Raw genomic sequence first — 12,177 nt, 5'->3', positions numbered from 1 at the left:
AGTAAATTTACCAAAATAAAAAACTTATAGATACTTGTAAGTTTTTTATTTTGTACTTATTTCTGGTTATATATCATAATAAATATTAAAAAATAATTTTTATTGATAAATTTAATCCGATTCAATGTTATTATATGTTTTTTTTGTTATAATAGTATTATGATAAATAAATTGAGGTGATTATATTGGATAATTCATTAAATATTATAAAAGATGAAACTTTAGATTTAAAACAAAAAACACACGCGCTAGCTTGTGAAGCAGAAAATTCGCTACCTTATGTAGATATTAGTGAAGAAGCTCATAGATATCTTGAAGAAGGTTTGATTTGTGACCTATTTGAAGGCCATGCTCCATATAAACCTAGATATGTATTGCCTGATTATAAGAATTATTTTGCAAATGGGTCAGAATATTTAAATATTGAGCCACCTAAAGATATGTACGAAGCCATTAATGCTTTGCTTATAATATATCAGTATGTTCCTTCAGTAACAGGATATCCTGTATTTTTAGGGGATGTTGATAAATTACTTCAACCTTTTGTAAATACAGTCACTGATCAAGAACTTGAAAATTTACTTAGGATGTTTTTGATAAATATTGATAGAACTCTTCCAGATTCCTTTGTTCATATGGATATTGGACCAGAGGAAACTAAAGTTGGTAATTTAGTATTAGATTTAGAAAAAGAATTAAAAAAAGCTGTACCTAATATTTCTCTTAGAATAAATGAAAAAACAAGCGATGATTTAATAAAGAAAGCAGTTGAAACAGCATTAGAAGTAGGTAAGCCTTACTTTATTAATGATGAAGAAATAAGAAAAGATTTAGGAGAAAATTATGGAATAGCATCTTGTTATAATTCATTAAAATTAGGTGGAGGTAGCTTTACTTTAGTTAGATTAAATTTAAAGGAAGTGGCTAAAAAAGCTAATGATATTGAAAGTTTTATAGAAGAAGATTTAAAAAAGGCTATTGATTTAGAGTGTGAAATTATAGATGCTAGGATAAAATTTTTAGTGGAAGAATCAAAATTTTTCCAAAATTCTTTCTTTGCAAAAGAAAAAATTATTTCAATTGATAATTTCACTGCTATGGCAGCGGTATTTGGTTTATATGAGTGTGTAGAGGTATTGACTGATGGCTTAAAGGTTGGCAAAGATGAAGAGGCATTAGTTATAGCTGAAAGAATTATAAAAAAAGCTAGAGAATATGTTAAAGCACATGATAGTAAATATTGCTACGGATTAAATGGTAAAATAGGATTTCATGCTCAATCAGGGATTGATTCCGATATTGATGTTACAGCAGGTGTAAGAATAAAAATTGGAGAAGAACCTGATATACTAGATCAAATAATCGCTGAGTCTAAGTTGCAAAAGTATTTTGATACAGGCGTAAGTGATATATATAATTTTGATGCAACTGCTAAAAATAACATAGAAGGTGTTGTCAAAGTTGTTAAAGGTGCATTAGATGAGGGATTGAAGATATTTTGTATTAATACTTCTGATTCAGATTTGATTAGAATTACAGGATATCTTGTTAAGAAAAAAGATATTGAAAAATACAATAACAAAGAAATAGTAAGAGAAACTACTGCTAAATTTGGAGCAGCAAGTATTGATAATAATAATATACTAAATAGACCAAATAGAAAGATTTGATTAGATGAAGAAAGCTAAAGTTAATAAAATTATTAAAAATTCTTTTATTGACGGACCTGGATGTAGATTAGTAATATTTCTGCAAGGATGTAATATGAGATGTTTATATTGTCATAACCCTGAAACACAAAGACTATGTGATAATTGTGGACTTTGTGTTCCAAAGTGTCCTGCTAAAGCACTTACTATAAATAATGGTAAAGTTTTTTGGTTAGAAGAAAATTGTATTGATTGCGATACATGCATAAAAACTTGTAATAAATGTGCATCTCCTAAGATTAAAGAATACACAGCTAGTGATATATTTAAACAAGTATTAAAATATAAAAATTTTATTGATGGAGTAACAATCTCTGGAGGAGAATGTACGCTCCAATCTGAATTTATTGTTGAATTGTTTAAACTTATTAAAGAGAACACTACTTTAAATACATTTATAGATAGTAATGGATATATTGCAGAAAAAGAATTGAACAAGCTGATTGACGTTACTGATGGATTTATGATTGATTTAAAATCCTTTGATGAAGAGAAGCATAGAATCCTAACAGGTCTTGACCTTAAAACTGTACTTGGTAATATTAGTCTTATTTCTAAGGAGAGGAAGTTGTATGAAATAAGAACAGTACTAGTAGAAGAATTTACAGCTGATGAAGAAATTGTTGGAAAAATAAGTAAATACGTTCAGAAATTAAATGATTATTCAAAGTTGAAACTTATACAATTTAGGAACCAAGGAGTAGAAGGAGTTTTAAAAAACTCACCTAATTTAGATGAGGAAAAATATTTATATTTATCTAGTATAGCAAGTGAAATATTAGGACAAGAAAGAATTTCAAAATAAAATTTGCAATTAGCAATGTGCAATCATCAATAATTGCACTCTGAACATTGCAAATTGCACATTATGTTATAAAAAAAATGTGTGTTGAATTAATAATATGATACTTTTTTGTAAACAAAGTATTAACGAAATATGATACAATGTTATTTATATTCGTTATAATTATTAGTGGAATAATATTGATTTGTTTTTTATTATGAATACAATAAAGTTGAAAGAGAGGTATGCAGTATGGATACTAATAATACTGTGGAAACTAAAGAAGTTCCAAAGGAAAGTAAGAAGAGTAAAAAAAGCAAAAATAAGAAAATTGGCATAAGTATTGCCGCTTTGCTTGCAGTAGCAATTATTGGGACAGGTTCATATTTTTATTCAGTAGCTCAAAAATGGAATGATTTAATTATGCCAAATGTATATGTAGAAGATATAAATTTAACAGGAATGACTAAAGATGAAGCTAGCAGTAAATTGAAGACGGAATTCAGTGATGCTATATTACAAAAAAAGGTTGAAATTACTGTTGGAGAAGAGAAATTCCAAATTGGTTATGATGAACTAAATGCAACTTATAATATTGAAGAGACTATTAGTGAAGCTTTTGAATATGGAAAAGATATGAGTATTATTGATAAACTTAAAACTATATATAAACCAGTGGATGAAAAACTTGATTTAGATTTTTCATACAACGAGAAACCTATTGACAGCGTGATTTCTCAAATTGAAAAAGAAATAAACAAAGAGCCAAAAGCGGCATCAATAAAATATCTCGGAAACTCAAAGTTTGAAGTTACTGACGATGTTAAAGGAGCTATTGTAGATTCAAAAGAACTTATTTCTTTAATAAATGAAAAAATTAAAGAAGAAGAAGGAGATATTACTGTAGAAGCACCAATAGAAGAACTGATTGCAGAACCTACAGGAAAACAATTAAGATCTATTGATACAATAGTAGGTTCACATAATACTAGCTATACAACATCATCGTATGCTAGATCTACTAATATTGAAGTGGCGACTAAGGCAATTAATGGATTATTACTTATGCCAGGAGAAACTTTCAGTTTTAATGAGGTTGTTGGTAAAAGAACGGCAGCAGCAGGTTATATGGAAGCTCCTGTAATTGTAAATAAAGAATTGGTTCCTGGATTAGGCGGAGGCATATGTCAAGTTTCAACAACATTATATAATGCAGCTCTTAAAGGTGGTTATGAAATTGTTGACAGGTCACATCATACATACCCATCTCATTATGCAGATATTGGTAGAGATGCTACAGTTGATTATGGTAATTTAGATTTTGCATTCAAGAATAATTTTGATTATCCTATATATATACAGGGATACTCAAAAAGCAAGAATTTGTATTTTAATATTTTCTCAGCTAAAGAGTTAACTAATAGACGTTATGTAATAACAAATGATGTATATGCAACATTTGAACCAACAACAAAGATTATTGAAGACCCTAATATGTTAGTTGGTGAAGAAGAATTTGATACTCAGCCTCATACTGGATACAAGGCTAAAGTATATAGAACTGTTTATGAGGGAGATACAAAAATTGAAACACAAACAATTTCTTCTGATTATTATGTACCTATTAATGGAGTTAAAAGAGTAGGAACGAAAGAACCAGAACCTGTTGTTGAAGATACAACACAAGCAACACCAACTACTGATGAAGAACCTACTACAACAGAACCAGCTGCAGAACAAACACCTGCTACTACGGAGAATTAATAAAATTTATAAGTTGAATAAACCTACGTTGCAGGACGTGGGTTTGTTTTTTAGGTATGTTTTATAATATTGTTGATATACTAGTATTGTTTTTACAATAAAATTTCACACTATTTAGAAATAAATCTTATTTAAAAAACCATACTTTAAATATAAACAATTCTTTAAACATAATCAAAATCAAAAAAAATGTTTGGAAATCGATAGGAGGATTATGAAAATGGAATATAAATTAATATGCATAGATATGGATAATACATTGCTTAATATTAAAGGTGAGATAAGTGAAGTAAATAAACAAGCTTTGAGATTAGCTATAAAAAAAGGTGTTCACATAGCAGTGACAACAGGAAGAATTTTTGTTTCTGCAAGAAATTTTGCTGAAATATTGGGAGTGAAAACACCTGTAATAGCATCAAATGGAGCTTATATTAGAGAAAAAGACAAAGAAAAAGTTATTTATGAAAAAACTTTAACACAAAAGAATTGTTTTGATATTTATGAAATAGTTAAAAAATATAGTTTTTTGAAAATGTTTAATACACATGATACTGTATGCTCACCAGAGGATTATCCAGAAAGATATTTGTATATAAAATACAATGAAAGCTTACCTGAAAATAAAAGAGTTAAACTACTAGTTGAAAAAAACATAGAGAAATTTATAAGAGACGAGAAAGATAATATATTAAAATTTATTGCAATATCTAGAGATGCTGATGATTTGAAAAAAGCTAGAGAAGAAATTTCATTATTGGAAGATGTTGATGTTGTTAGCTCGGGAGAAATGAATTTTGAAGTTAGTAGAAAAGGTGTATGTAAAGGTACAGCAGTAAAAGTATTAGCTGAAATGTATAATATAAAGCAAGAAGAAATTATTTGTATAGGGGATAATGAAAATGATATTTCCATGATAAAGTATGCTGGTTTAGGCGTAGCTATGGGAAATGCATTAGATAGTGTTAAAAAAGTAGCTCAATACGTCACAGATACAAATGATAATGATGGTGTTGCAAAGGTTATTGAAAAGTTTGTACTTAATAGTATTTAGTGAATAATACAAAATATAGATGTTTCAATTTAAATATAATTGGAACAAGCCCATTAATACTATAGTTTTCTACTATGTTTTTTATTGCATAAAATCCATTAGGACGGCTAAACTATGAATTATAGGGGATGAGTATTTATGTTTGTACCGGAGAAAATTATTTTTGAAGAAAAAGCGCTTAAATATAATATTGGTAATAATATTTATTCATATTTTGAAAAAAAAGATATTGATATAGAAATTAATAAGCAGGGTAGAGTTTCAGGATTATCAAAAAAGGAGTTAAGTGAAAGATATCATAAAGGGAAAAAGATTTTAGTGGTAGGCACAAGAAAGATCACTGAATTTCAGACTTGTAAACCATCAGCGGATTATCAAATACCGCTTCTTAGTGGCTGCCCTGGGATGTGTGAATACTGTTATTTACATACACAGTTTGGTAAACGGCCTTATATAAAAGTTTATGCCAATATTGATGAGATATTAAAAAAAGCTGATGAATATTTAGATAATAAAAATTTAATTACTTTTGAGGGAGCGGCAACATCAGATCCTCTACCAGTTGAGCCATATACAGGACTGATTAAAAAAACTATAGAATTTGTAGCAAATAAAGAAAATGCAGCCTTTAGATTTGTTACAAAATTTACAGATGTAGATTCTCTTTTAAATATTGACCATAAAGAGAGGACTACAATTAGATTTACATTGAATACTGATTATGTAATAGGAGAATATGAGCATAAAACTCCTAGTTTAGATAAGAGAATAGAAGCGTCTAAAAAGATAAGTGAGGCAAAATATAAACTTGGATTTATAATTGCACCTGTTATTATTTACGATAATTGGAAAGAAGAATATTTAGATTTATTAAAAAAGATTAAGAAAAGTATAAAAACAGAAGAAATAGAATTTGAGGTAATTACACATAGGTACACTCCGAGAGCTAAAGAAAATATAGTGAATATTTTTCCAAAAACTAAGTTGCCTTTAGGCGAAGAAAATAGAATTTATAAATATGGACAATTCGGATACGGTAAGTTTGTATATAATAAAGAAAATATGCAAGAAGTGAAAGAGTTTTTTATTAAAAATATTACTGAAATATTTGGAGAAGGAAAAATAAAGTATATTATTTAATGGGGTTGCAGAACTTAGCTTGCGTAAAAAAAATCTTTACCAATATCGAAATTTGAAGTAATATATATATGTTAAAGAATTATGATAAATAAGGAGAAAGAAATGAAAATAGAAGAACCTAACTTACATATAGTATTATTTCAACCAGAAATACCACAAAACACTGGTAATATCGGCCGGACTTGTGTGCTTACAAAAGCAAGATTACATTTAATTAAGCCATTAGGCTTTAGTTTGATGGGTAAAGATGTAAAGAGAGCGGGATTAGACTATTGGCCAGAACTAGACGTTGAGGTTCATGAATCTTTTTCGGAATTTGAACAAAAATATCCTTATGCTAATATATATCTTGCTACAACTAAGGGAGAAAATTTTCATAGTGATGCTAGTTATAATAAAGGAGATTTTATAGTGTTTGGTAGAGAATCTAGTGGGTTACCAGAAGAAATAATGAAGAAATATCAAAAGGGATGTATTAGAGTGCCTATGCTTAAAACATCTACAAGGTCACTTAATTTATCCAATACAGCAGCGGTTGTAGCTTATGAGGTTTTGAGACAAATTGGATTTCCTGATATGAGATAACAAAAATAAATATAATTTTTACTACAGTATGTATTACAACAATATGTTTCTTGATTTTTACATGGATTTAACGTATATTAGAATTATAATAAAGTTTATTGTGGATTTTATGACAAAATTTTTATGATATACCAACTTAGTCATTAACAATTCATATTAAAATGATTTATTTTAATATGAATTGTTATATATAAATTTTCAGGGGGTAATAAAATGAAAAAAACTAGAATTATAGCTGTTTTAGCTAGTATTGCTATTGTTGCATCAGTATTTGCTGGTTGCGGTAGCACGAACAACAATGCTGCAAACAATGAAGCTACAGACAATGAAGCTACAGACAATGAAGCAGAAGAAACTCCAGAACAAGTAGAAACAGATGTTACAGTAGGTTTATCTACAGATATGGGTGGAAGAGGCGATAAGTCTTTTAATGATTCTGCAATCGCAGGATTGGACAGAATTGCTGAAGATTATACAATTGAGCCAGCAATTTTAGAAGCTTCAAGCCAAGATGATTATGCAACTTACTTAACTTCACTTGCTGAAGAACATGATTTAGTATTTGGTGTTGGTTTCTTAATGGAGTCTTCTGTTAAAGAAACTGCTGAACAAAATCCAGACACTAATTTTGCAATTATTGACGCTGTTGTAGACCTACCAAATGTTGCTTCAATTACTTTTAAAGAGCAAGAAGGTTCTTTCTTAATGGGAGTTATTGCTGGTAAAATGACAAAAACTAATGAAATTGGTTTTATTGGCGGTATTGATATGGAATTAATCCAAAGATTTGAATATGGTTTCATTGCAGGTGTTAAATCTGTAAATCCAGAAGCTGCTGCAAACTTAATGGATAGAACAAATGTAAGATATACAGGTGCATTTGATGATCCACAAGCTGGTCAAGAAGCTGCTAAAGCATTATATAATAGTGGTTGTGACGTAATTTACCATGCTGCTGGTGCGTGCGGTACTGGATTAATTCAAGAGGCTGCTGCTGAAAGAGAAGATGGAAAAGAAGTATGGGCTATTGGTGTAGATTCAGACCAAGCTGCTATAATGCCAGAATCTGCTGGTGCTATTCTATCTTCTATGATGAAACGAGTTGATAATGCAACTTATGCTGTAACAAAAGACTTAATTGAAGGAAACTTCAAAGGTGGAGAAGTTGTTACTTATGGTTTAGCTGAAGATGGCGTTGGAATAGCTCCAACAACTTCAGATAATACTCCTCAAGAAGTAATTGATTTATGTGAGCAGTATAAAGAAGCTATAGTTAATGGTGATTTAGTTGTTCCTGCAACAAAAGATGAATTAGATGCTTTTGAAGTTGTTGAACTATAATCATTATTTAATAAAGAAGTAATAATTAATTTAATAGAAAAGCTAGGTGCTTTAACATCTAGCTTTTTTTAAACTCTATAATCTAAAATTTTAAGGAGTTGAAAACATGGAAAAGGTAGTTGAAATGAAAAAAATTACCAAGATATTCCCGGGAGTAATTGCTAACGAGGATGTTGATTTTGATTTAAGAAAAAGTGAGATCCATGTACTTCTAGGTGAAAATGGTGCTGGAAAGACTACTTTGATGAATGTCTTATATGGTTTATATCAACCTGAAAAAGGTGAACTGTTTGTAAAGGGTAATAAAGTTAATTTCAAAGGCCCATCAGATGCTATTGCAGCTGGTATAGGGATGGTGCATCAACATTTTATGTTAGTACATAATTTTACTGTAGCAGAAAGTATTATTTTGGGTAGTGAACCTAAAAAAGGCATTAAAATAAATATGAAAAAAGCTAAGGAAGATGTTAAGAAACTAGCTACTAAATATGGTTTTAACATTAATCCTGATGATTTAATAGAAAATATTACAGTGGGGCAGCAACAAAAAGTGGAAATTTTAAAAGCTCTCTATAGAGGAGCGGAAATATTAATACTTGATGAACCTACTGCGGTATTGACACCCCAAGAGATAATCGAACTTGGTAAAATTCTAGGCAATTTGAATAAAGAAGGTAAATCAGTTATTCTCATAACTCATAAACTTAAAGAGGTAATGAGTATGAGTCATAGAGTTACAATCGTTAGAAGAGGTAAAGTAATTGATACAGTTGAAACATCAAAAACTAGCATAGATGGGTTAGCAGAATTGATGGTAGGAAGAAAAGTAAATCTAAAAGTTGAGAAAAAAGAACTTAAAGAGGGCGAAGTAGTACTTAGAATAGAAGATTTAAAAGCTAAAGACCTTCGGAATTTGCCTATTCTTAAAGGTGTAAATTTTGAATTACATAAAGGTGAAATACTTGGAATTGCCGGTGTTGACGGAAATGGTCAATCAGAGCTTATTGAAGTAATGACTGGACTTAGAAAATCAACGGGTGGGAAAGTAATATTTAAGGGTGAAGATATTACAGGATTAACACCAAGACAAGTTATGGAGAAAGGGATTAGTCATGTTCCGGAAGATAGGCATAAACGAGGATTAATATTAAAGTATTCTCTTGCAGAGAATTCTGTTTTGGGTAGTCATTATAAAGAACCTTTCTCAAAAGGTGTTATAATGGATTATTCTAATATACATGAACATGCAAAGAAATTAATAGATGAATTTGATGTAAGGACTCCAAACGAAACGGTTATGGCATCTTCTTTATCTGGTGGTAATCAGCAAAAGATGGTTGTAGCTAGAGAAATCAGCAAAGACCCTGATATGCTGATTGTAGCTCAACCAACTAGGGGATTAGACGTTGGAGCGATAGAATATATACATAAAAGAGTAGTAGCGGAAAGAGATAAAGGAAGAGCTGTATTGTTAGTTTCATTAGAATTAGATGAAGTTATGTCATTATCTGATAGAATTGCCGTTATGTATGATGGAGAAATTGTTGATATACTTGATGCAAAAGATGCTACAGAGCAAAAACTAGGCATTCTAATGGCTGGTGGTACTCTTAATGAAAAATAGAAGGAGGGATAGAGATGACTTCTAAAAAAGAGGAGAAGATGACTTCTTCCATATATAAACAATTTAGAAGCAACTTATTGTTGCCAATAGTTTCGATTTTAATTGCTATGTTTTTAGCTGTTTTTATTGTTATGTGGGTAAAAAATGAAGGCTTTATATTTTCAGCAAAGGATTTATTTTCTGCATTATGGAAGGGTAGCTTTGGGAGTAAAAGCAAATTTTTAAATACATTAGCCAGCACTACACCTTTAATTTTTACAGGACTTGCAAATGCTATCGCGTTTAAAACTGGATTGTTTAACATAGGTGTTGAAGGACAATTCATTATGGGTATACTTGCGGCAACGCTTGTTGGTTTGATTCCGGGAATACCTACTGTAATACATATAATATTAGTTTTATTGGCAGGTACTGTAGTTGGAGGAGTTTGGGCTGGTATTCCAGGGTTCTTGAAAGCTAAAACAGGAACAAATGAAGTTGTAAATACTATCATGATGAATTTTATTGCTTTGGCAGTTTCAGACTATTTCATATTAGGACCTTTTAATAAACCTGGTTCTGCAACTACAAATAAAATACAAGAAACAGCTCAGCTATGGAGATTTATGGGCTCGAAGTATAGAGTTAATGTTAGTTTGTTTATAGCAATACTATGTGCTATTCTCGTTTATTATTTCTTCTGGAAAACAGTTCAAGGATATGAAATAAGAGCTGTTGGATTGAATGCGGATGCAGCGGAGTATGCGGGTATAAATGTAAAGAAAAATATAGTGCTAGCAATGGCACTTTCAGGAGTTTTAGCTGGACTTGGTGGTGCAACACATCTAGCAGGAGTCCAATTGCAAGGCTTCCAACTAGCTGGATTTACTAACTATGGATTTAATGGTATAACAGTTGCTTTGCTTGCTAAGAGTCACCCAATCGGAGTTGTATTTTCAGCTTTATTATTAGGAGCTTTAAATAATTCTGCGCTTACTTTGCAAATGGCGGGCATACCTCAGGAAATAGTTTCATTAATTCAAGCAGTAATAATTATTTTTGTAGCAGCTGATTATTTATACAAATGGCTTGGACAAAAGAGAAAGAAGGGGGCGCTTAAACATGAATAGTACTGGTGGATTACCAATAATATTAGCGATTCTAGCAGCTTCACTAAGAATGGCTACTCCACTTTTGTATGCAGCTTTAGGCGGAATGTTTTCAGAAAAATCAGGAGTAGTTAATATAGGTCTTGATGGTATGATGACGGCAGGAGCCTTCTTTTCCATTGCAGCAACCCTTTCTACTGGGAATCCATGGATAGGTTTACTGTGTGGTATTTTGGCAGGAGCTGTTATTTCGCTGATTCATGCAGTTTTGAGTGTTAGTTTAAGAGCGGATCAGGTAATTTCAGGGGTTGCTATTAATTTATTTGCGGCTGGTCTTGCTTCATTCTTGATTTATAAATTATATGGAACAAATGGTCAAACTGATAGTGTTAAAGGAATACCATATCCTTCAGCGGCTATTTCAAAAATACCATTAGTAGGTGCTTTCCTAGCAGATTTAGATTGGTTTGTAATTTTTGCTATAGTGCTCGTATTTGTATCATATTTTATTTTGAATAAAACATCACTTGGATTAAGGATAAGAGCAGTTGGAGAACATCCTAGTGCAGCTGATACAGTAGGTATAAATGTATATGCTATGAGATATTTTTGTGTTATTCTTTCAGGTGCTTTAGCTGGCATGGGAGGAGCTTATTTATCTTTAGGGTCTATTAGATTATTTAGAGATGGTATGGTGGCAGGACGTGGATTTATAGCTCTAGCTGCAATGATTTTCGGTAATTATAAGCCATTTAATATAATGTGGGCTTCTATTTTCTTTGGGTTCGCTAGTAGTTTAGAATTATTTGCACAAGGATTTGGTTGGGGATTTCCAACTCAAGTTTATCAAGCAATTCCATACGTGCTTACAATGCTTGCCCTAGCAGGATTTGTTGGTAAAACTGTAGCACCAAAAGCTGATGGAACACCTTATGTTAAGGGTGAGAGATAAAAGAATAATTTGCAATTAGCAATGTGCAATTTGCAATTGAGGAAGCTTCTTGACTGACGTCGAGAAGCTTTTGTTTTATTAAAGATTTTCTCACCAAAGGGAAGAAAATCATCCGTAATTGTGCATTGTGCATTGTGCA

At 30.9% G+C, this 12,177-nt stretch carries 10 protein-coding genes; all 10 read left to right on the top strand.

Going from position 1 to position 12,177, the window contains the following annotated elements:
- Nucleotides 1–185: 185 nt before the first annotated feature.
- The 10 genes from ACVHXK_RS01690 to ACVHXK_RS01645 all read left to right on the top strand — a co-directional run bounded on the left by ACVHXK_RS01690 (nt 186) and on the right by ACVHXK_RS01645 (nt 12,038).
- Nucleotides 186–1,670, top strand: coding sequence for a YjjI family glycine radical enzyme (locus ACVHXK_RS01690; RefSeq protein WP_461204615.1), 1,485 nt, complete (start codon nt 186–188; stop codon nt 1,668–1,670).
- A gap of 4 nt (nt 1,671–1,674) precedes the next feature.
- The gene (locus tag ACVHXK_RS01685; RefSeq protein ID WP_461204614.1) at nt 1,675–2,514 is read left to right on the top strand and encodes a YjjW family glycine radical enzyme activase; all 840 of its coding nucleotides are present in this window, start codon (nt 1,675–1,677) and stop codon (nt 2,512–2,514) included.
- 231 nt (nt 2,515–2,745) lie between these two features.
- Nucleotides 2,746–4,257, top strand: coding sequence for a VanW family protein (locus tag ACVHXK_RS01680; protein ID WP_461204613.1), 1,512 nt, complete (start codon nt 2,746–2,748; stop codon nt 4,255–4,257).
- A gap of 220 nt (nt 4,258–4,477) precedes the next feature.
- Nucleotides 4,478–5,308, top strand: a complete 831-nt coding sequence (locus tag ACVHXK_RS01675; protein ID WP_461204612.1) for a Cof-type HAD-IIB family hydrolase — start codon at nt 4,478–4,480, stop codon at nt 5,306–5,308.
- 138 nt (nt 5,309–5,446) lie between these two features.
- Complete coding sequence (splB, locus tag ACVHXK_RS01670) at nt 5,447–6,448, top strand: spore photoproduct lyase (RefSeq protein WP_461204611.1); 1,002 nt, start codon at nt 5,447–5,449, stop codon at nt 6,446–6,448.
- Nucleotides 6,449–6,550: 102 nt separating this feature from the next.
- The gene (locus ACVHXK_RS01665; RefSeq protein WP_461204610.1) at nt 6,551–7,033 is read left to right on the top strand and encodes a tRNA (cytidine(34)-2'-O)-methyltransferase; all 483 of its coding nucleotides are present in this window, start codon (nt 6,551–6,553) and stop codon (nt 7,031–7,033) included.
- Nucleotides 7,034–7,246: 213 nt separating this feature from the next.
- On the top strand, nt 7,247–8,374 hold the full coding sequence (locus ACVHXK_RS01660; protein ID WP_461204609.1) for a BMP family lipoprotein: 1,128 nt from the start codon (nt 7,247–7,249) through the stop codon (nt 8,372–8,374).
- A 106-nt stretch (nt 8,375–8,480) separates the two neighbouring features.
- Nucleotides 8,481–9,998, top strand: a complete 1,518-nt coding sequence (locus ACVHXK_RS01655) for an ABC transporter ATP-binding protein (protein WP_461204608.1) — start codon at nt 8,481–8,483, stop codon at nt 9,996–9,998.
- Between the two features lie 14 nt (nt 9,999–10,012).
- The gene (locus tag ACVHXK_RS01650) at nt 10,013–11,107 is read left to right on the top strand and encodes an ABC transporter permease (RefSeq protein ID WP_461204607.1); all 1,095 of its coding nucleotides are present in this window, start codon (nt 10,013–10,015) and stop codon (nt 11,105–11,107) included.
- Entirely contained in the window at nt 11,100–12,038 is a 939-nt protein-coding gene (locus ACVHXK_RS01645; RefSeq protein WP_461204606.1) for an ABC transporter permease, read from the top strand. The genes ACVHXK_RS01650 and ACVHXK_RS01645 overlap by 8 nt, the downstream gene beginning before the upstream one ends.
- Nucleotides 12,039–12,177 lie beyond the last annotated feature (139 nt).

The sequence above is a fragment of the Clostridium sp. DL1XJH146 genome, from assembly GCF_054819755.1.
The sequence above is the reverse complement of the archived record's forward strand: the minus strand, read 5'-3'. Positions and strand labels throughout refer to the sequence as shown.

What these genes read in the sequence shown, in the direction of transcription:
- ACVHXK_RS01665 (WP_461204610.1), top strand. Translation starts at nt 6,551, where the DNA reads ATGAAAATAGAAGAACCTAACTTACATATAGTATTATTTCAACCAGAA.
- ACVHXK_RS01680 (WP_461204613.1), top strand. Translation starts at nt 2,746, where the DNA reads ATGGATACTAATAATACTGTGGAAACTAAAGAAGTTCCAAAGGAAAGT.
- ACVHXK_RS01660 (WP_461204609.1), top strand. Translation starts at nt 7,247, where the DNA reads ATGAAAAAAACTAGAATTATAGCTGTTTTAGCTAGTATTGCTATTGTT.
- ACVHXK_RS01650 (WP_461204607.1), top strand. Translation starts at nt 10,013, where the DNA reads ATGACTTCTAAAAAAGAGGAGAAGATGACTTCTTCCATATATAAACAA.
- ACVHXK_RS01645 (WP_461204606.1), top strand. Translation starts at nt 11,100, where the DNA reads ATGAATAGTACTGGTGGATTACCAATAATATTAGCGATTCTAGCAGCT.
- splB (WP_461204611.1), top strand. Translation starts at nt 5,447, where the DNA reads ATGTTTGTACCGGAGAAAATTATTTTTGAAGAAAAAGCGCTTAAATAT.
- ACVHXK_RS01675 (WP_461204612.1), top strand. Translation starts at nt 4,478, where the DNA reads ATGGAATATAAATTAATATGCATAGATATGGATAATACATTGCTTAAT.
- ACVHXK_RS01685 (WP_461204614.1), top strand. Translation starts at nt 1,675, where the DNA reads ATGAAGAAAGCTAAAGTTAATAAAATTATTAAAAATTCTTTTATTGAC.
- ACVHXK_RS01655 (WP_461204608.1), top strand. Translation starts at nt 8,481, where the DNA reads ATGGAAAAGGTAGTTGAAATGAAAAAAATTACCAAGATATTCCCGGGA.